At 39.7% G+C, this 19,533-nt stretch carries 18 protein-coding genes and 1 pseudogene; 11 read left to right on the plus strand and 8 right to left on the minus strand.

Features of this window, described 5'->3' with window-relative positions; genetic code table 11:
• Positions 1-160: 160 nt before the first annotated feature.
• On the minus strand, positions 161-1,126 hold the full coding sequence (locus AC559H_RS18165) for a heme o synthase (RefSeq protein WP_026795368.1): 966 nt from the start codon (positions 1,124-1,126) through the stop codon (positions 161-163).
• A gap of 117 nt (positions 1,127-1,243) precedes the next feature.
• The gene (locus tag AC559H_RS18170) at positions 1,244-2,203 is read right to left on the minus strand and encodes a COX15/CtaA family protein (RefSeq protein ID WP_026798567.1); all 960 of its coding nucleotides are present in this window, start codon (positions 2,201-2,203) and stop codon (positions 1,244-1,246) included.
• A 344-nt stretch (positions 2,204-2,547) separates the two neighbouring features.
• On the opposite strand from AC559H_RS18170, the pseudogene AC559H_RS18175 reads away from it, so the two are divergent.
• The 7 genes and pseudogenes from AC559H_RS18175 to AC559H_RS18205 all read left to right on the plus strand — a co-directional run bounded on the left by AC559H_RS18175 (position 2,548) and on the right by AC559H_RS18205 (position 11,226).
• A pseudogene (locus AC559H_RS18175) lies at positions 2,548-3,617 on the plus strand (cytochrome c oxidase subunit II).
• A 27-nt stretch (positions 3,618-3,644) separates the two neighbouring features.
• Positions 3,645-5,417, plus strand: a complete 1,773-nt coding sequence (gene ctaD, locus AC559H_RS18180) for a cytochrome c oxidase subunit I (RefSeq protein ID WP_026795366.1) — start codon at positions 3,645-3,647, stop codon at positions 5,415-5,417.
• 95 nt (positions 5,418-5,512) lie between these two features.
• Entirely contained in the window at positions 5,513-6,136 is a 624-nt protein-coding gene (locus tag AC559H_RS18185; protein ID WP_026795365.1) for a cytochrome c oxidase subunit 3, read from the plus strand.
• A gap of 98 nt (positions 6,137-6,234) precedes the next feature.
• The gene (locus tag AC559H_RS18190; RefSeq protein WP_051319761.1) at positions 6,235-6,495 is read left to right on the plus strand and encodes a hypothetical protein; all 261 of its coding nucleotides are present in this window, start codon (positions 6,235-6,237) and stop codon (positions 6,493-6,495) included.
• 86 nt (positions 6,496-6,581) lie between these two features.
• The gene (locus tag AC559H_RS18195) at positions 6,582-6,941 is read left to right on the plus strand and encodes a hypothetical protein (protein ID WP_026795364.1); all 360 of its coding nucleotides are present in this window, start codon (positions 6,582-6,584) and stop codon (positions 6,939-6,941) included.
• Between the two features lie 245 nt (positions 6,942-7,186).
• Positions 7,187-10,984 carry an nSTAND1 domain-containing NTPase gene (locus tag AC559H_RS18200; protein WP_051319760.1) on the plus strand — a complete coding sequence of 1,266 codons (3,798 nt, stop codon included), beginning with the start codon at positions 7,187-7,189 and terminating at the stop codon, positions 10,982-10,984.
• 20 nt (positions 10,985-11,004) lie between these two features.
• Positions 11,005-11,226 carry a WD40 repeat domain-containing protein gene (locus tag AC559H_RS18205; RefSeq protein WP_081692387.1) on the plus strand — a complete coding sequence of 74 codons (222 nt, stop codon included), beginning with the start codon at positions 11,005-11,007 and terminating at the stop codon, positions 11,224-11,226.
• 145 nt (positions 11,227-11,371) lie between these two features.
• Here AC559H_RS18205 and AC559H_RS18210 read toward each other — a convergent pair whose 3' ends face one another.
• Entirely contained in the window at positions 11,372-11,494 is a 123-nt protein-coding gene (locus AC559H_RS18210; RefSeq protein WP_274518401.1) for a hypothetical protein, read from the minus strand.
• A 145-nt stretch (positions 11,495-11,639) separates the two neighbouring features.
• On the minus strand, positions 11,640-12,098 hold the full coding sequence (gene rplI, locus AC559H_RS18215; protein ID WP_026795363.1) for a 50S ribosomal protein L9: 459 nt from the start codon (positions 12,096-12,098) through the stop codon (positions 11,640-11,642).
• Between the two features lie 213 nt (positions 12,099-12,311).
• Here rplI and AC559H_RS18220 point away from each other — a divergent pair, with 213 nt between their 5' ends.
• On the plus strand, positions 12,312-12,551 hold the full coding sequence (locus AC559H_RS18220) for a hypothetical protein (RefSeq protein WP_026788134.1): 240 nt from the start codon (positions 12,312-12,314) through the stop codon (positions 12,549-12,551).
• 79 nt (positions 12,552-12,630) lie between these two features.
• Here the strand turns inward: AC559H_RS18220 and gloB are convergent, their stop codons facing one another.
• Positions 12,631-13,404, minus strand: a complete 774-nt coding sequence (gene gloB, locus AC559H_RS18225; protein WP_026795362.1) for a hydroxyacylglutathione hydrolase — start codon at positions 13,402-13,404, stop codon at positions 12,631-12,633.
• A 131-nt stretch (positions 13,405-13,535) separates the two neighbouring features.
• Here gloB and AC559H_RS18230 point away from each other — a divergent pair, with 131 nt between their 5' ends.
• Positions 13,536-13,745, plus strand: a complete 210-nt coding sequence (locus AC559H_RS18230) for a hypothetical protein (protein ID WP_026788132.1) — start codon at positions 13,536-13,538, stop codon at positions 13,743-13,745.
• Between the two features lie 30 nt (positions 13,746-13,775).
• The gene (locus AC559H_RS18235; RefSeq protein ID WP_026795361.1) at positions 13,776-14,981 is read left to right on the plus strand and encodes a glycosyltransferase; all 1,206 of its coding nucleotides are present in this window, start codon (positions 13,776-13,778) and stop codon (positions 14,979-14,981) included.
• A gap of 15 nt (positions 14,982-14,996) precedes the next feature.
• On the opposite strand, the gene AC559H_RS18240 is transcribed toward AC559H_RS18235, so the two are convergent.
• From AC559H_RS18240 to AC559H_RS18250, 3 genes are all read right to left on the minus strand, one after another.
• Positions 14,997-16,214, minus strand: a complete 1,218-nt coding sequence (locus AC559H_RS18240) for an acyltransferase family protein (RefSeq protein WP_026795360.1) — start codon at positions 16,212-16,214, stop codon at positions 14,997-14,999.
• 60 nt (positions 16,215-16,274) lie between these two features.
• Positions 16,275-17,969 carry a glycosyltransferase family 39 protein gene (locus AC559H_RS18245; RefSeq protein ID WP_026795359.1) on the minus strand — a complete coding sequence of 565 codons (1,695 nt, stop codon included), beginning with the start codon at positions 17,967-17,969 and terminating at the stop codon, positions 16,275-16,277.
• Between the two features lie 94 nt (positions 17,970-18,063).
• Positions 18,064-18,207, minus strand: a complete 144-nt coding sequence (locus AC559H_RS18250) for a hypothetical protein (RefSeq protein ID WP_155806319.1) — start codon at positions 18,205-18,207, stop codon at positions 18,064-18,066.
• A gap of 119 nt (positions 18,208-18,326) precedes the next feature.
• On the opposite strand from AC559H_RS18250, the gene AC559H_RS18255 reads away from it, so the two are divergent.
• Positions 18,327-19,484 (plus strand): glycosyltransferase family 4 protein, encoded by a 1,158-nt coding sequence (locus tag AC559H_RS18255; protein WP_026795358.1) that lies wholly within the window; start codon positions 18,327-18,329, stop codon positions 19,482-19,484.
• Positions 19,485-19,533: the final 49 nt, after the last annotated feature.

Below are 19,533 nucleotides of genomic sequence, written 5' to 3' on the forward strand. Positions count from 1 at the left end.
TCTCGGAGGAAAAGACTTCACCGTCTAGCTTTGCTGCATCACTCTTTGTCCTAATAGGTCTGGCGACTGCTATACTTTTGCGAAGCAGTGTCAGAGTGGGTGGGTGAGATCAGAATTTAAGTTATCTTTGATGATGTCACCCACCCTAAAAATATTGGGTTTATAGCAATCCCATGGGCAAAGATTCACTCAATGCCATCACCATAGAGTTAGTAACGGGTAAACTATCTACAACCATTGCCAAACACAATAGCATTAAATAGAAAATGGAATATTTAAACAGCGATCGCGCTACATCTCTTTCTGAGGGAGATTGTAATAATTGCCAAGCTTTTTGTAGGAAAATCACCCCTAATATCAGAGCGATCGCCCCGTAAACAAAACCACTGGTATGTAAGGGATAAACTAACAATAACGTTGAGGGAACCATAATTAAGCTATAAATCCAAATTTGTTTAGCTGTAACTTCATCCCCTTCAATCACAGGTAACATCGGAACCCCAACTTCCTTATATTCATCTCGGATCATCATGGCTAAAGCCCAAAAATGAGGCGGTGTCCAGAGGAAAATGATCGCAAATAATAGCCACGCTGCCCAACTTAAATCCCCGGTAACTGCCGCCCATCCGACTAAAGGAGGAATCGCTCCAGCGGCTCCCCCAATTACGATATTTTGGACACTATGACGCTTTAACCAATGGGTATAGATCAGGACATAAAAAACAATTCCCGATAGGGCGAGACAAGCTGTTAATAAGTTAGCAAAAACCGTCAGTAAGGTAAAAGAAGTAATAGCAAGAGCGATCGCAAAAATTAGAGCATCAATGGGTTTAACTCGACCTGAAGGAATCGGCCGCCAGCGAGTCCGTTCCATAATATAGTCAATATCTCGGTCATACAAACAGTTGATGGTGTTAGCAGAACCCGACGCTAAAGCACCCCCAGTTAATGTTACCAATAACAATAGGGGATCAACTTCTCCTTTTGAGGCTAACCACATTCCGGCGGAGGTTGTAATTAATAACAACAGAATAATTCTAGGCTTGGTCAGTTGATAATAACTTTGCAGCACTTGTAAAATATTCTCGTGGTGTCGGGATACCTGGGTTTGAATCACTTCTTGCATGAATTTATGACCTATAGAATTTGTTGATTTTCTGACGGTAATCAGCGATCAGTAATTAGTTATAAGTAAACATAATAGTCATCAATTATTAACTATTAACTCATCACTGATAACTCATCACTGATGACTGATGACTGATGACTGATAACTGATAACTGATGACTGACGATCCCGTAGGGCGAGAATACTAAAACAAACTAAAGTTCCCAGAAGTGTAGCACCCATGGCTTGATGAGCAACAGTCAAGGGTTCCACCTGTAACCGCATTTTATAGGTAGCTACCCCCAAAATAATTTGAGCGATTAAACAAACTCCGGCGATATTTCCTAAAGTTCTGAGTTTAGGATGTAAGGCAGAAGTTCGCCAAACCAAGACAATCAGAATTAGGGTGGCCAGGGTGGGGGGAACTACCCCGAAAAGATGACTATTCATCACGGTACAGAGTTGGGAGGTTCCCAAACATTGATGTAAAGCCCATTGAGAACCCACTAAGGCTCCTAAAATGCTTTGTAAATAGACTAAAATTGCCGCGGTAATACCGATCCCTGGTAGCTTTCCCACCGTTCCCATGCCTTGATAGGGTAACAGTAAACAACCGATAATCAGCAGAGTGGAGAAGAATAGTAAGGCGGTTCCCAAATGGGCGGTCACAATATCAAACCGCAGGAGTTGGGTTACCGTCAGTCCCCCTAAAACCCCTTGAAATAGAATTAAAGCCAAGGCGAATAGAGCAGCCCAGGGTAACCATTTAGGTAACTCCCGTCGATCCCACCAGGATAATCCCACCAGGGCGATCGCACCCAGTCCGATCCCGGCTGCATCTAAACGGTGAAACCATTCCAAGAAGACTTGCAGATTCATTTGGGAGGTGGGTACTAACTGCCCGTAACACAAGGGCCAGTCTGGACAGGCTAATCCAGCATTCATAACTCTGGTTGCACTGCCAACGGCCATTAATAGTAAGGTAGCAATACTCAGTTTCCAGACCAGACGGCGGATTCTATCCTGCGCTAGAAAGCCGTTCTCCTGCGTCTGGGGGGTTGATAAACTGGCATCATCAAGGACATTATGGGCCATGGGTTCTAGGGATTTAACTTGACTAATGCTAATTGAAACATGATGGTTAATTCTACCTATCTAAGTCAAAAATACGGTATGCAGATGAACAGACTTAAGATCAGTTTTTCGATTTGGGGGTTGAGGAGTGAAGCCCAATTATAAAGAAAATCTGTGGATATCACCCCATACCGTTCCATAGTTTTGTGATCTGTTTTACCGTAGAAGCGTTATTTTAGATGGACAATTAACCCTGATGTTCAGGTTTCTCAAACAGCCATTAAGATTAAAAAAGCGTGTATGTATATAGCAGTATCTTCCCATCCGATATCGGTGTTGGAGATGGTCAATAAGGAGGAATCAACGTGAAAATTCCGAGTTCAATTTTGACCCTACTGGTAGGGATCGGGATTACTCTCGTATCTCTCTGGTATGGTCAAAACCACAATTTATTACCCGTGGCTGCCACCGAACAAGCGGCGCAAGTCGATGGTCTATTTGATATTATGATGACCATTAGCTTTGGCCTAGTGCTTCTGGTAGAAGGAGTCCTAGTAGTCGCGGCAATTAAGTTTCGTCGTCGCCCGGATGACAACACCGACGCGGCTCCGATTCACGGGAATATTCCCCTAGAAATCGTCTGGACAGCAATTCCGGCGGTGGTAGTTTTGGGAATTGGTATTTATAGTTTTGAAATCTATAACAATATGGGGGGACTTGATCCGATGGCATCGGGTCAACACTCTATGCACGCCCACGGCAAAATGAATGGAGCGGCGATCGCAGCCCCCTTAATCGACGGTCAGCCCCCCCAAGCCCCCCGTGAACGAGGGGTGGGGGGAAGCCAGAACTCACCCAAATTGCCTTGGGAATTGGGGCATCTCCTAGCCAAGAAGGGAAAGCCGCGGCCGTGAATGTGGATGTTACCGGGTTACAGTTTGCCTGGCTTTTCAACTACAAAGAAACAGGCATTAACGCGGGGGAACTTCATGTCCCCATCGGTCAAGAAGTGCAGTTAAATATGAGCGCCCAAGATGTGATCCATGCCTTCTGGATTCCGCAATTACGGTTAAAGCAAGATACTATCCCCGGTCGGATTACAGAACTCCGGTTTACCCCTAACAAACTAGGAACCTATCCGATTGTCTGCGCCGAATTGTGTGGTAGTTATCATGGGGCGATGCGATCGCAAATGATTGTCGATACCCCAGAGGATTATCAAGCCTGGGTTGCAGAAAATTTAGTAGCAAGTAACCCTGACCTGCAAACAGCCGTTGCGATTAATCCCGCAGAACTCAGCGAGGGCGAATTTTTAGCCCCCTATGCCAACGAAAATCAGTTATCAGTCAACAGTGAACAGTTATCAGTGATGAGACAGTTGACTGTTGCTTCGAGTCAACAAAATCTTGATTTTGTTTCTAACACTGATTACTGATTACTGATTACTGATTACTGAATTCCTATGGCACAAGCACAACTTGATCTCACGGCTAATGTTCCTAAACCTCATCATGAGGAAGAAAGACGTTGGCAAGATTTTTTTGGTTTTAGTACGGATCACAAAGTCATCGGGATTCAATATCTCGTCACGGCATTTTTCTTTTATTTAGTCGGTGGAGCCTTGGCCACGGCCGTTCGGACAGAACTGGCAACCCCCGATCCCGATTTTGTGACTCCTGAAGTCTATAACAGCCTATTCACGGTTCATGGCACGGTGATGATCTTCCTTTGGATCGTTCCGGCTGGTGGCGGTTTGGCCAACTATTTGATCCCCTTAATGGTGGGGGCGAAGGATATGGCCTTTCCCCGTTTGAATACCGTGGGTTTTTGGTTAATTCCTCCGGGGGGAATTTTGCTGTTAGCTAGTTTCTTGGTGGAAGCTCCCCAATCTGGTTGGACATCTTACCCGCCTTTAAGTCTGTTATCGGGCCAATTCGGAGAGGAAGTTTGGATTCTCAGCGTTTTATTGTTGGGAACTTCTTCGATTTTGGGGGCGGTGAATTTCTCCGTCACAATTTTCAAGATGCGGATTCCCACCATGGGATTGAACGATATGCCCCTATTTTGTTGGGCCATGATCGCCACTTCCGCCTTAGTGCTGTTATCGACTCCGGTTTTAGCAGCGGCTTTAATTCTCCTATCCTTTGATTTAATTGCCGGAACCAGTTTCTTTAATCCCAACGGGGGCGGTGATCCGGTTGTTTATCAGCACTTATTCTGGTTTTATTCCCATCCGGCGGTGTATATCATGGTCTTGCCCTTTTTTGGGGTGATTTCCGATGTGCTTCCGGTTCATGCTCGCAAACCGATTTTTGGTTATCAAGCGATCGCCTATTCCAGTTTAGCCATTAGCTTTTTAGGCTTAATTGTCTGGGCGCACCATATGTTCACCAGTGGCACCCCGGGTTGGTTACGGATGTTCTTTATGATCACCACGATGATCATTGCCGTACCCACGGGAATTAAGGTGTTTGGCTGGTTAGCGACCATTTGGGGCGGAAAACTGCGTCTGAATAGTGCCATGCTCTTTGCCATGGGGTTTCTGGCTACCTTCGTTATAGGCGGTGTCACCGGAATTATGATGGCGTCGGTTCCCTTTGATATTCACGTTCACGATACCTATTTTATCGTGGCCCACTTCCACTATGTTCTCTTTGGTGGGGCGGTGTTTGGGGTGTTTGCCGCTATTTATCATTGGTTCCCGAAAATGACCGGACGGATGATGAATGAACCCTGGGGAATCGTTCACTTTGCTCTCACCTTTGTGGGTACGAACTTAACCTTTATGCCCATGCACGCCTTGGGATTAATGGGAATGCCCCGTCGGGTGGCGATGTATGACCCCCAATTCACTACGCTGAATCAGGTCTGCACCCTGGGTAGTTATATTCTGGCCGTTTCTACCTTCCCTTTCTTAATTAATGCGGCTTGGAGTTGGTTCAAAGGGCCGAAAGCCCCCGATAATCCCTGGGAAGCTTTAACCCTAGAATGGATGACGTCTTCTCCCCCTCCGATTGAAAATTTCTTAGTTACCCCAGTATTAAAAACTGGGCCCTATGACTACGGTAGTCGCAAAACCTTGGCGATTCGTCAACGGTTAAAACAAATGACCGGAGACCGTCCCAAAGAGGTTGGGATTCCTATGTCTCAAGCCAAATCTTCGACTTTATTTACAGACTCCGGTTCAACCAAGGTGTTAGAAGCGGAAAAAGACATTAACGATCCCAGTCATTAAAAGGGATTGGGAATTAGGAAATCAATCTTGATTCCTGTTCCCTGTTCCCTGTTCCCTGTTCCCTGTTCCGGTGTTCCCTTTTATTAATTCAATTCATGCAAGGTTCAGCCATTAACGATTCTCAAACCGTTCTGGGATATGCACAGGAGGCAACTGCCTCTGGACATGAACACGAAGAACATCCCGATTTGCGAATGTTGGGGGTGGTGGTCTTCCTGGTGGCGGAAAGTATGATCTTTTTGGGGTTATTTTCCGCCTATTTAATTTATCGAGCCATGTCCCCGGTTTGGCCCCCTGAAGGAACAGAACGAGAATTACTACTACCAGCGATTAACACTGTGGTTCTGATTTCTAGTAGTTTTGTCATGAACCAAGGGGCAATTGCTATTAAGAAAAATGACTCTGCGGGGTTGCGAAATTGGTTTATTGCTACAGCAATTATGGGGTTAGCCTTTTTAGCAGGTCAAGCCTACGAATACAGCCAGTTAGAGTTTGGATTAACCACCAATTTATACGCCAGTTGCTTCTATGTTTTAACCGGGTTTCACGGTTTGCACGTGACCTTTGGAGTGGTATTAATTTTAGCGGTTCTCTGGCGCGGGCGCAATACTGACCATTATAGCAAAGAGTCCCATTTTGGCCCAGAAGCGGCTGAATTATATTGGCACTTCGTTGATGTAGTTTGGATTATTCTGTTCATTTTGCTGTATTTGTTGTAAGTAACAGTAGAGACGTGCCAATAGCCTACGGTATCGCTGCGCTCAGGCACGTCTCTACTGAAGCACCCAATTTTCTTTTAACTTAGGAAATATGCTCGATGAATAGCGACAGTTTAGAACAAGCCAAAAATAGACAGCAAGTATTCGATAATTTTCAGAAAATTGAGCATGAAGTTGGGGCGAATTTAGATAAATTTGCTTTTTTAGATCAAGGATTTGAGCAATCTCCCTATCAAAATACTATTCAAAATTATCCCCAATATTTAAACCGTAAACCTTTACAATATAGTCCCTATCCTGCCTTGGGAAAAATTCCTGATATTGATAAGGAGATAATTTCATTTCGACTTATGATTTAACTCGTCTGATTTCTTTAATTGGATGGCATAATTATTTACCCGCCCAATCTCAACTTCCTAACCTTCCAGAAAAAAACTTCAATTGTTTGATTAAAGCCCTAGGTGAAGACCCGGCCCGTTATGTGGATGTGGCGTTAAAAACTTTGGGAATTGAACAGGTGATTACGTCTCCAGTTATTCTTTCTAAAATGGGTTATGGAGATAGTACAGTTCGGCAAACGGTAGAACTCTGCTATGTGGCATTTGTACAGTTTATTGACCCCCTACCCAATGCTAATCAAAAACCTGCGGAATTCCGAACCTTAGCACTTGCTTTAAGGGGTGTAATTCCTATTAATAATAAGGGGGATTTTACTCAGCAAGCATTGGAATTAGATGCTCGAATGGCCGCAGAAGTCACAGAAATTCTTCGTCGTGTTGTTGTAGAAAGTTTGGATAAGTTATAACATGGAAAAATCAATAGAACTGCGAAGGTAAAAGTAAAACCGCAGTATTGGGTGCATTCCGATTCCTGAATTGAATGATCAATTGCCGTACTCAGTAGATGGGGATTAATTAATCAACCGACAAGAATCATCCTTGTGGGAGATGTGAGGGTGGTCTAGTAAACGTTTACTGATTGATTCGACCTATCAACTTAAACATTTGAGTACAGTTATCGCCTTATGGAAAAGGAAGCCAACCAAATTTTATGAAAGCAATACAAGCAAATAACCAAAATTCTTTAAAAACTTTAAATCGAATTTTCACCAGATTTAATCACGATTTTTCTCTGATTTTAGCCCATTGTAATTATAGAATGGTTAGAGAAAAATTTATTAAACAATTAGAAGAACAACATTCTAACTTAATTAAAAATATTGTCATAGATGCCGATGTTACTAATCTTTATAATACATTGGTTAAAGCCATTGAAAGAGAAGAAAATCCCCCGATAGCTTTAATCATATCCGGTTTGGAGTCTAACGAACAACTGGAAATTTTGATTAAAATTATGAATCAAATGCGAGAGGAATTTCGCCGGAAATTTGAATTTCCTTTGGTATTGTGGGTTACAGATTTTCTCTTACAATCTTTAATTCGCTTGGCTCCTGATTTTCATAGTTGGTCAACCTCAGTTTCTTTTGAAATTAGTACGGAGGATTTATTACAGTTTATCAAACAAATGACAGAGCAAGTTTCTGTTAAAGTATTAGATAGTGGTGCTGGTATTTTTTTGGCGAATTCTTCTTTTAATTTAGAGTTTGGTTCACCTTTAAGATTAGAATTAGAATCGGCTCGCCAAGAGTTACAGAAGCGGGGAGAACCCTTAGATATTGAACTAGAGGCTGGTTTAGAGTTTATATTGGGTCGAATTTCTGATCATTTTAATCCAGTTGCTTTACAACATTATGAACGAAGTTTGCAGCTTTGGAAACAAACTAATCATTTAATTCGCCATAGTCAGTTATTATTTTATGTTGGATTTTGGTGGCACAGTTACGGAATTTTACATCGATTTCAAAAAGAATCTGCTTATCATCAAGCTAAAACCTATTATACTCAATCTATCGAAGGGTTTAAACAAGCTGACCGTTGGGATTTAGTGGCTAAATTTATTAATGCTTTAGCTGATATTTTATTTGGATTAAAACAATGGCAAGAATTAGAAACCGTTGCTAAAGAATCGATTCATTATAATCGGACTTACGGTTATCCCTTCCGAGAAGCTCGGGCTTATCATTTTTTGGCAGAAGTTTCTTTGGCTCAAAATTCTCCCTCAGAAGCCAGAAATTTAGCAGAAAAAGCTCAAAATTTGTTAATTAAAACCTGCTCCACTTATCAGGCTAAAACATCAGAGCAACAGTCGATTTTAGACTGGGAAACCTCCTATCATCAAGGATGGTATTTATTTACCCTAGCTCACGCCTATCAACAATTGAATCAACAGCAAGAAGCGATTAATATTCTGGAAAAAGCCAAAGCTCGAACTAAACCTCACTATGACCCAGACCTCTATATTAAAATTTTACAACTTTTACAGGATTTATATTTCCAAAAAGGCGAATATTTAATGGCTTATGAAATCAAACAAAAACGTCGGGAAATTGAACAACAATTTAGATTAAGAGCGTTTATCGGAGCCGGAAGACTCGGACATATTCAAAGCATTACTAACCCCGGTTTACCCCCAGTTAACTACCCCAAAATTATTAATCCCGAAATTAGTGCTTCCGGTCGTTTATCCGTGGTAAATTGGCTGTGTGAACGCATTAGAAGAAATGATTGTCGATTAACAGTGATTTATGGACAGTCTGGAGTGGGTAAAAGTTCGATTTTGCAAGCGGGATTTATTCCAGAATTACAAAAAAATACGATTGAAACTCGTTACTGTATCCCAGTATTACTGCAAGTTTATACCAATTTTAGTCGGGAATTTTCTCGGGCTTTAGCCAAGGGAATTAGGGAGTTTAAAAATATTGAGTTAGATTCTTCTATTTTCAATAATCAAGAGATAATTTTAGAGCAAATTAGAGCTTTAGTCAATCAAAATTTCTGGGTTGTGATTATCTTTGACCAATTTGAAGAATTTTTCTTTGCTTGCAAAGATAATCAACAGCGACAAACCTGTTATAAATTCATCAAAGATTGCTTAGATATTCCCTATGTAAAAATTGTTTTATCCTTACGAGAAGATTACTTACACTATTTATTAGAATGTAGTCGTCAAGGCTATTTAGAAAGTATTGGGAATAATATTTTAGATAAAAACATTCTATCATATATTGGGAACTTTACACGAGAAGAAGCTAAATCTGTGATTCAAAGTTTAACAGAAAGAACTCAATGTGTCCTTGAACCTGCTCTAATTGAAAAATTAGTTGAAGATTTAGCTGAAGATTTAGGAGAAATTCGACCAATAGAATTACAAGTTGTGGGTTCTCAGTTGCAGGCTCAAAATATTAACACATTACAACAATATCAACAAGCGGGACAAAAGAAACAGTTAGTTGAAGACTATTTAGATGAAGTGATTCAAGATTGTGGTTTAAGGAATAAAAGTTTAGCGGAGTTAGTGCTTTATTTACTAACGGATGAAAATAATACTCGTCCTTTAAAAACTCGCGCTGATTTAGTCCGAGGAATCAAAGAAATAACCAACCATTTTGACAATATTAATCAAAATTTGGATACGGTTCTGAAGATTTTTGTCCTCTCTGGTTTAGTTTTTCTTTTACCTGAAATTCCGGTGGAACGGTATCAACTGGTACATGATTATTTAGTCGGTTTAATTCGTCAAAATCGTGGTTCTGTAATTTTAGAACAGTTGGAGATAGAAACCAAAAAACGCCAACAAGCAGAAGCCAAAAATAAAGAACTTTGGCAACTTTTTGCCCGTTCGACGATAATTGGTGGTGGAATGGCACTTTTATTAACCTTAGCATTAGGATTTTTAAGAATTTCAGAAGTTAAAAATAAACAAGTTAACTTAGCTTTAGAAAATACTAAATACACAGCTTTAACCACAGAAAATAATCAGCTTGAAGCCTTATTAACCTTAGTCACCGCCGGAAAGTTGTTATCTCATCAAACCCCTAAATCTGCCATTGAGCAAGAAACTCAGAGCAAATTAAGTATTGCTGTTCAAGTGATTCAAGAGGAAAATATTTTAGATGGACATGACAAAAATAATGTTTTAAGTGTGAGTATTAGTCCTGATAATCAACTGATTGCTTCTGCCAGTGAAGATAAAACGATTAAATTATGGAATCGTGAAGGTAAAGTTATTCAGACTTTAAAAGGACATAAAAAGTCTGTTTGGTTTGTTACCTTTAGTCCGAATAGTCAACTTATTGCCTCGGCGAGTAAGGATAAGACAATAAAACTTTGGACAAAAGATGGAACAATTATTAGAACATTGGAAGGACATAAAGATGAAGTCAAATGGGTTAGTTTTAGTCCTGATGGTCAACAAATTGCTTCCGCAAGTAAAGATAAAACAGTTAAAATTTGGAGTTTAAATGGTAACTTAATTAAAACCTTAAATGGACATAAAACACCTGTTCTCAGCGTTGTTTTTAGTCCTGATAATCAACTTATTGCTTCATCAAGTGAAGATGGCATAATTAATATTTGGACTCGCCAGGGGGAACTCATTAAAACAATTCCAGCCCATTCTAAACCAATTTGGAGTATTATTTTTAGTCCTGATAGTCAAATAATTGCCTCGGCGAGTGATGATAAAACCGTGAAATTATGGAGTCGAGAAGGTCAATTAATTAGAAGTTTAGCAGGATATCAACAAGCGGTTAATAGTGTTGATTTTAGTCGAGATGGTAATTTAATTGCTACGGGAAGTACGGATGAAATGATTAAAATTTGGACAAAGGAAGGTTTGTTAATTTCGACTCTGCAAGGACACAAGGGTGGGATTAATCAAGTCAGTTTTTCTAAGCAAAAAGAGATGTTGGTTTCTGCAAGTCAAGATGGTATCGTTTCAATGATTTAAGTTTTAGTCCCGATAGTAAAATTTTAGCTTCTGCGAGTAATGATAAAACTGTTAACCTATGGGATGTCAGTAAAGGGCGTTTTATCACTTCCTTAATTGCGGCTAAAATTCGATTTAGTTCTGTTAGTTTTAGTCCCGATGGACAATTGATTGCAGCTAGTAAAGATGGAGAATCTATTTCAATTTGGAAAAAGCAAAATTCAACCATTGACTTCAACCTAAACTACCCAGTTCATGAATAATTGAGTTTTCCAGTCTTAACACTCTACTTTTCTAGTTCAAATTTGTAGATCAGGAATACTTTTAATTTAGATGTAAATTTTTTAAGACTAAGCTTTTGTATCCTTTTCACAGATCTATGCTGACTTCTTCTATCTTTTCTAACACTTATGTTCCCCATCTCATTAACACTTTTTTGATTTCTTCTTGTGTTCTTTTTTCGAGGATGGCAATTAATTCCGACTTCTCTAAATCTATTTCTAAAACTTCTTGTAGGATTCTATCAGCCAATCTTTTTGTATAAGTCCTGATTAATTTTATTAACTATAATTTTAGCATACTAGATACTGAAGAACCTTATTTCAAAGAACAAGAATAAAAATAAGCCCGGAACTCAAGTTCGGGCTTAGGGAAAAACCTTTGAAATTGATGAAATTTACAGAGAAACCACTTCAACTTCCACATCAGCCGTCACGTCAGAATGTAACTTAATATTGGCTTTATAGGTTCCTAATTTACTGATACTGGGGAGAGTAATTTCCCGACGATCGACTTCTTGACCCGTTGCTTGTTGAATCAATTCTGCTAATTCTTTTTCGGTAACAGTACCAAAAATTGCGTTTTCTTCCCCAACTTGTTTGGCAATTTTGAACACACCCACCGCTTCCAGGGCTTGTTTCTGAGTTTGAGCCTGTTGCTTCAATTCTAGTTGGCGTTGACGTTCTTCTTCCCGACGCCGTTCTACCTGTCTGAGAATGCCAGGGGTAGCCCGAACTGCTATACTCTGAGGGATCAAATAGTTACGAGCATAACCCGGGGCGACTTCTACGAGATCCCCATTTTTTCCCAATTTAATCACATCTTTGGTCAGAACCACTTGAGTCCGTTTTGCCATGATCAGTTCCTATATTTTTTTTAACCCAAACACTCTATATTAACAAAATTAGGGTGCGATCGCAAGTCCATGATCAACTTACCCCGGTTGAGGATACTCTCCCTGTTCCCTCCCCCCTAGCCCCCCGTGCACGGGGGGTTTGGGGGGCTGTTCCGGTGTTCCCTGCTATACAATACAGACTGAGTTGGATCAGGATTCACCCCGGAGGCTGCTATGCAGAGTATTCAGTTCAAAGGACGCATTGGTAAGGATGGAATATTACGAGTACAAATGCCAGCAGAATTTAAAGATAGAGACTTAGAAGCTATTGTGATCTTTCAAGCCGCTAGTGAAAACCTGAAACATGAAAATTGGCAACCTGGGTTTTTTGAGGAGGTAATTGGTGGCTGGGTGGGTGAACCATTAGTCCGAGAAAATCAAGGACAATATGAAATTAGGGAGAATTTGTTTTGAGTTTTAGTCACTCACAATACCACAGAATTTAGTCGAGTTCCCAACTTACAAATTGAAGATTGGGAACTTTGATTTAACCTTAAAATTGATCCTTCATTCCCCGTAAACGAGCAAAGGTTTGAACGGGATCATGGCTATTCACCGCCATTTGTAGACTGGGAATATCCCAACGCAAAAAAGGATTAGTGCGTTTTTCTAAACCAATATTTGAAGGAATTGTGGCTTGATTTTGACTGCGGGCTACGGTAACTTCTTGAAAACGATCCTGTAAATCTCGATTATCAGCATCAACCGTTAAGGCAAATTTTAAGTTATTAAGAGTATATTCGTGGGCACACCAAACCCTAGTGGTTTCTGGGAGATTTCGGAATTGATTTAAAGATGTCAACATTTGTTGGGGAGTACCTTCAAATAAACGGCCACAGCCCCCGGCAAATAGGGTATCCCCGCAGAATAAATCCCCCGGTTGATCGGGATTTTGGGGCGGAAAATAATAGGCAATATGGGCTTTTGTATGACCGGGAACAAATAAAACTTGCCCGATTTGATCCCCAAATTGAACTTGATCACCCGGTTTTAAAAATACCATTTGACCGGGGATTCTGCCTCGATCTTCTTCACCTCCATAAACGGTAAGATGGGGATATTGTTTAATTAGTTGAGTATTTCCCCCAACATGATCGCTATGATGGTGAGTGTTAAAAATTGCAACTAATTCAGCGTCTAATCTCTGTAAATGTTGTAAAACGGGATCGGCTTCTGCGGGGTCAACAACGGCGGCAATTTTCCGATCAGGATCATGCAGTAAAAAAATATAGTTATCAGAGAGGACTGGAATTCGTTCAATTTGCATAAAAAGCAATCTCCACCAAATGATTTGATTAGGGTTTAGAATAGTTAAGACTTTGCGGAGCCTAATTCGTTAGTTTAGCAAATTTTATCGCAAAATTAGTCAATAGTTAAATTAGAGAGGTTAAGATTAAAATGTTGTGGACACTTCCCACTCGCTCTAAAATCTCAATTAGTCAAGTGACGGATCGGATTGTCAATTCTGGTCAACTGGGTCATGCTGATTATTTGAGATTAATGTCGGCTATTTTATCTGATAAAGATATTACCGAATCTGAACGTAACCAAATTAATCGAGTATTTGATTATGTTCAGACGGGTCGTGTTAGATTTAATGATATGTAAACAGTAACAATTAATGAGGTCAAACCCAATATGAATTTTCCTGAAGTCAATAATTTAATTCCGGTTCCAACTGGGCCATTACAGATTCCTGCCCAAGCCAATATTTCAACGGAAATTAGTGAGTTTGCGATTAGATTATCCTTGATCATTCCCACTTACAAAGAAAGCGAAAATGTTAGACCCATTGTTCAACAATTAACTCAGTTATTAGACGGAGTAATTCCGAATGAATATGAGTTAATTATTGTTGATGATGATAGCCCGGATTTAACTTGGAAAGTTGCGGCGGAGTTAATCCCAGAATTTCCCCAATTGCGGGTGATGCGACGTCAGGAAGAACGGGGATTATCAACTGCTGTAATCAGGGGTTGGCAAGTGGCTAGAGGGGAAATTTTAGGGGTAATTGATGCGGATTTACAACATCCTCCAGAGAGTTTATTACAACTTTTATCTGAAATAGAACGGGGTGCGGATTTAGCGGTTGGTAGTCGCCATGTTGAAGGCGGAGGCGTTAGTGATTGGAGTGTGATTAGGCGCTTTTTATCGAGGGGAGCGCAGGTTTTAGGATTAATTATTTTACCTGGTGTGATTGGTAGAGTGTCTGATCCGATGAGTGGGTATTTTATGGTGAGAAGGGAAGCAATTGCTGGAAGAACTCTTGATCCTATTGGTTATAAAATCCTGATTGAAGTGTTAGGTCGGGGGCAAATTCGTTGGGTGGGAGAAGTGGGTTATGTGTTCCAAGAACGCTTGGAAGGGGAAAGCAAAGTCACTTGGAAACAATATATTGAATATTTACAACATTTAGTTAAATTACGTTTAGCTCGATGGCCGGTAACGCGGTTTTTGCGGTTTGGAGTTGTGGGTTTTAGTGGCGTTTTTGTCGATATGGGAGTGTTTTATCTCCTCTATACTGTGATTGGTTTAGCTTTAACTCGTAGTGCTATATTCTCGGCAGAAGTAGCAATTATTAATAATTTTATCTGGAATGATCTTTGGACATTTGGAGATATTTCTAACCATCAAAAAGGTACGGGAAAACGGTTTAAACGATTTTTGAAGTTTAACTTAATTTGTTTATCGGGGTTGATTTTAAATGTGTTATTGGTGAATATTCTGTTTAATGTGTTTGGAATGAATGCCTATTTAGCAAAAGTAATTGCGATCGCTATTGTGACTTTTTGGAATTTCTGGCTAAATTTAAAATTGAGTTGGCGAGTAACGGAAGTTAAGTAATTAGAGGTTTAGGGGTTATTTAGCAGAAGAAAAAAGACTATTTTTTAACCCCTGTTTAATTATCCAATTCCCAGCAATATCAAATAATCCTCCCAAAAAACAGGCGATCGCCACTACCACGAATAAGCGCAACCAATAAAAGGAGATAAAACTCATTCCCACCCATAAACCTGTTTCTAAGTTCATGTGAATTAGGTAAATTCCATAGGATGTGTCGCCAATAGGATTTAACCAAGGTTTCAGACTAGGTAAATAATTGATAATTTGAAATAGGGCAAAAAATTCTCCAATTCCTAGGAAAAAATCAGCCGGGATTCTCCAAGCCATTAATCCTGATTCCGATCCCCAATCACAGGCTAATCCTAAAGCCCAAAATATTATTAAAAAACCCAGCCATCGCCGTTTAAATAGTAAATTGTGACTCCAGTTTAATAATTTGTCTGATCCTGAATTTTGTTCTAATAATGCGATCGCTAAAACAATACCTAAGACAAATTTAAATAACCGAGAGGGAAAAAATGCCCCCCGCAATAATCTATCTGTAATCGTATCACTAACCGGAAGCAGCACAATTAATCCCCGATATAGTAAAGAAATAACTACAGAATTAATTAATAAATTTTGCCATCCCCAGCGTTTCCCCCAACGAATTAAAAAGGGAAAAACGAAATAAAGTTGAACGATTAATCCCACATACCACCAAGCCCCATTTAAGAAGGTATAAAAGGGCATAATAAAATTTCTCAGAGTGGTTAAACTGGCGAAAAATGCCGCCGCAATTGTTAACCCGCCTTGACTCCAAACTTCTTGACCAAAAGGAACCCATTCGGGGTTGATTAAATATATTAATAAGGCAAAAATATGAGCAATCCAATATAGGGGAAAAATCCGTAATAATCTTCGTTTCCAAAAGGGAATTAATGCTATAATATTAGGATTATTAGGTGTTTTTTGATAACTTTTCCACCAAGATGTTGCGAGTCCAAACCCACTAGCAATTAGGAAAATATGGACTCCCTGTTCTCCCATGGAACAGAATAAATTAAGCAATCCTTCCACCAACCCTTTAACACCATTTCCAGTCAAAATCTCAGCGATTTCTGAAAATTTGAGATATCCTTTTGTATAAGCCCAAATATGATACAGTACAATCCAGAGAATTGCGATCGCTTTTAGGCTGGGTAACAGTTCACTCAGGCGAGTATAGGATTTTGGGATAGCAGTTGTTGTCATAAAAATATCTGACAGAAGTTAATTGACTGATTTTACACGATTAATAATTAATCCCCAAAATTAAGACCGTTGATAAACATTAACGGTAAATTTATCTAAATCCATTGTACCTTGAAGTATCTGATTTTTTTTAAGTTGATATTCGGGTTTTAAAATTTCTTGAATTGTCTCTCGTTCTGCTTCTGTCGTGGGTTCAGACCAAATAGGTTCAGCCGATTCTAATAATATAATTCTACCATATACTGAAGGTTTAGGGGTTAAAGATTTTTGTAAAGCCGGAGCCAGTTTATTTGATTCTTGAGCCAGTAAAAATACAGGATATTCAGGAGATATATAATAGGCTAAACGGTTAACATAACCCCACGCTTTAGAATTCATTACAATTAATGTAGGAGTGGTCGGTTGAGTAGAAATAATATCAGAAAGTTGATGGAACATTTGCCGAGGTCTTAAACTATAGTCGGCGATACTAATACTTAAATAGATGAAAATTAAACCCGTTGCAGTAAGACGATATAACTGTCCTTTTGTTAGGCGTTGAATAAATAGGGTAATCAGCAATAAACAACCCGGAAGAATAATCATTAAACTTCTTCCCCAACCAAACCCAATCGTAAATTTTTTACCGATAATATCTGCTAATAAAGCCAAAAGGAGAGGGAATATTCCTAAAATTAATCCGACTCCTAACCGTTGATGTTCTCCTGCTTTCCAAAGCCGAATACTGCCAACTGTAAAAACAATAATCCAGAAAATACCAGCCAGAACTGCAATAAAAACTGGAATACTGGTAATCCAATCTCCTACTAATAATTGTACACCTAAAAGATAGGCAAAATCTTGTAAATGCTGAAGCATTGTCGCAAAAAAACCGGGCGGAGTGCTAAACCTTCCTAAGTCAGCATTCCGCAATTGTTGACGAGTTCCCCATAAGACCCAAGGAACGGTAATTAATACCCCAGTTCCCAAACGTAAGGCGTGTTGCCACCAGTGATGCCGATCTAAGTATAAAACCAAAGCAGCTAAAGCAATCACCCAATAAGCAAATAAATAAAACGTCAAACATCCCGCCGCTACCGACAGAATTAATATGCCTGTCCAAAACAGTTTTTGTTTAAAACTTAGAGAAGATTTGATTTCAGTTTGTAGGTGTTGAGGTTGAATTTTATCGACACCGATTAACTGAATTAAAGCCCAAGCACTTAGAATTGTCCAGAGAACTAGAGGGGCATACATTCGTACATTTAAGGAGTGAAATAAAAAGAAGGGATTGGTTGCTAATAAGGCGGCGAATAATAAACCGCCTCGATATCCTAACAATGTTCGTCCTAAACCATAACCACAACCAATACTCAAAAGACTAAGTAAAGTATTGAGACTCCGTTGAGCGATTTCACTATTGCCCAATAACCGTAACCAAAAATGCTGACTGAGGTAAAATAAAGGGGGATGAGGTTCAGCCACAATTCCTTTGAGCAGACTAACCACAGTTTTTACAATATCATTGAAGTTAGACTCTCGTGGTAACTTGAGGAGTTGAGTATAATCGGCTAAAACCATCGGAATCTCTTGAGGAGTAATGTAGGCACTTTTTTGTCCTGTCGATAACAGAAGGGATAATACCTCGTCATACCAAAATTCACGGGTTGCGAGGTTGATCAGTCTTAAGAGAATCCCTAGAATAATTGTTGCAATCAGCAAATTTTCTAACGATAAATAGGGCGATGAAAAGCCGAGTTTAGTATCCTTAGTCATAAAAGGGGTTGAAAATAAAAAATTAAAATAATGTAAAATTTAAAAGGATGCTATTGATTTTAGCATTATTAAGCATCATAGGGAAGGTGATCATTCATAATTGGAGTAATTTCGTTTGTTGCCATTGCCGTTGATATTGTTGCTGTTCATGGCTAAATTTTTGCCAAAATGATCTGGAATTAAAATCAAAGTAATATTGATTCGGATAAACTAGATTAGGGTTGAAAGTCGTAGACAATAAAGATTGACAATTTAAGGGTTATGCTAAACTAAATTAATCCCGATTATCTCAAGGGGTCTTGTCCAAGTTTACCTGAACCGTTAACTGATCCCAAAAAGGGATGAATAAATCATACTATGAAAGTCTCATTAGTTGTTAGTGACTTATCCGGTGGAGGAGCCATCCGTGCTTTTCTACTCGGTCAAGTAATCAGAAAACTCAACTACGAGGTAGAGGTCGTTGGTTTTCAATTTGGACAAGAGCTATATGGGATTCCTCCCCAAGACATTCCTGTGGTTTCAATTCCAGGTCAGCAGTATCCTCAGTTTGTGAAATCTATCCAAACCTTATTGCCTAAAATTGATGGGGATGTTATTTATGCCGTTAAACCGAAACCTTCCAGTTTTGGGGTGTCTTTATTGAAAAAATGGTTCACAGGTCGTCCCCTTTTGTTAGATATGGACGATTGGGAATTAAGCTGGCATGGGGGAGATCAATGGAGCTATCAACCAGGTTCATTAAGGCAAGTTTATCGAGATTTGTTCAAACCACAAGGAAAGTTACGCTTTCCTGATGACCCGCTTTATGTTAAGTGGACAGAACGTTGGGTTTCCCTTGCCGATCAAATTACGATTGATACAGAATTTCTTAAACAACGGTTTGGAGGAGTTTATCTTCCCAATGGTAAAGATACCGATCTATTTGATCCTGGTCGATTTGACCCCGATAGCAGTCGTCAGCGCTATGGTTTACAAGGCTATAAAGTTTTGATGTTTCCAGGTGCGCCTCGACCCCATAAAGGTGTGGAGGATGTTTTAATGGCTTTAGATTACTTAAATCAGGACGATTATCGGTTAGTGATTGTCGGGGGCAGTCCCTATGATGACTATGATGATCAACTAATACAACAATGGGGACGTTGGATTATTCAAATCCCTCGCTCCCCCGTTGAAACCATGCCAGAAATTGTCGCAGCTGCTCATGTTGTGGTCGTTCCCCAGCGAGATACCTTAACGGCAAAGGCTCAGTTTCCTCTAAAGTTAACCGATGGAATGGCAATGGGTAAACCCCTGTTATCAACTCGCGTGGGAGATATTCCAGAAATTATTGGTGACACAGGTTATTTAGTTGACCCTGGTTCACCTGAACAAATTGCCGAAACACTTACTAAAATTTTTGATCACTTTGAAGACGCACAAGCTAAAGGTTGGGAAGCTCGCCAACGATGTATTGAGAACTATAGTATAGATGCAATGGCGATCATTTTAGAGGAGGTTATTAATAAACTGCGTTAGAATTTCAGTCAGGACTCGATGGGATAGAGTAGAATAAATTCCCTGGCTA

The organism is Planktothrix prolifica NIVA-CYA 540, from assembly GCF_963864145.1.
Lineage (GTDB): Bacteria > Cyanobacteriota > Cyanobacteriia > Cyanobacteriales > Microcoleaceae > Planktothrix > Planktothrix agardhii.

Bases quoted from the DNA above. Each gene is read 5' to 3' on its own strand.
- AC559H_RS18165 (WP_026795368.1), bottom strand. From the start codon at position 1,126: ATGCAAGAAGTGATTCAAACCCAGGTATCCCGACACCACGAGAATATT.
- AC559H_RS18170 (WP_026798567.1), bottom strand. From the start codon at position 2,203: ATGGCCCATAATGTCCTTGATGATGCCAGTTTATCAACCCCCCAGACG.
- ctaD (WP_026795366.1), top strand. From the start codon at position 3,645: ATGGCACAAGCACAACTTGATCTCACGGCTAATGTTCCTAAACCTCAT.
- AC559H_RS18185 (WP_026795365.1), top strand. From the start codon at position 5,513: ATGCAAGGTTCAGCCATTAACGATTCTCAAACCGTTCTGGGATATGCA.
- AC559H_RS18190 (WP_051319761.1), top strand. From the start codon at position 6,235: ATGAATAGCGACAGTTTAGAACAAGCCAAAAATAGACAGCAAGTATTC.
- AC559H_RS18200 (WP_051319760.1), top strand. From the start codon at position 7,187: ATGAAAGCAATACAAGCAAATAACCAAAATTCTTTAAAAACTTTAAAT.
- rplI (WP_026795363.1), bottom strand. From the start codon at position 12,098: ATGGCAAAACGGACTCAAGTGGTTCTGACCAAAGATGTGATTAAATTG.
- AC559H_RS18220 (WP_026788134.1), top strand. From the start codon at position 12,312: ATGCAGAGTATTCAGTTCAAAGGACGCATTGGTAAGGATGGAATATTA.
- gloB (WP_026795362.1), bottom strand. From the start codon at position 13,404: ATGCAAATTGAACGAATTCCAGTCCTCTCTGATAACTATATTTTTTTA.
- AC559H_RS18230 (WP_026788132.1), top strand. From the start codon at position 13,536: ATGTTGTGGACACTTCCCACTCGCTCTAAAATCTCAATTAGTCAAGTG.
- AC559H_RS18235 (WP_026795361.1), top strand. From the start codon at position 13,776: ATGAATTTTCCTGAAGTCAATAATTTAATTCCGGTTCCAACTGGGCCA.
- AC559H_RS18240 (WP_026795360.1), bottom strand. From the start codon at position 16,214: ATGACAACAACTGCTATCCCAAAATCCTATACTCGCCTGAGTGAACTG.
- AC559H_RS18245 (WP_026795359.1), bottom strand. From the start codon at position 17,969: ATGACTAAGGATACTAAACTCGGCTTTTCATCGCCCTATTTATCGTTA.
- AC559H_RS18255 (WP_026795358.1), top strand. From the start codon at position 18,327: ATGAAAGTCTCATTAGTTGTTAGTGACTTATCCGGTGGAGGAGCCATC.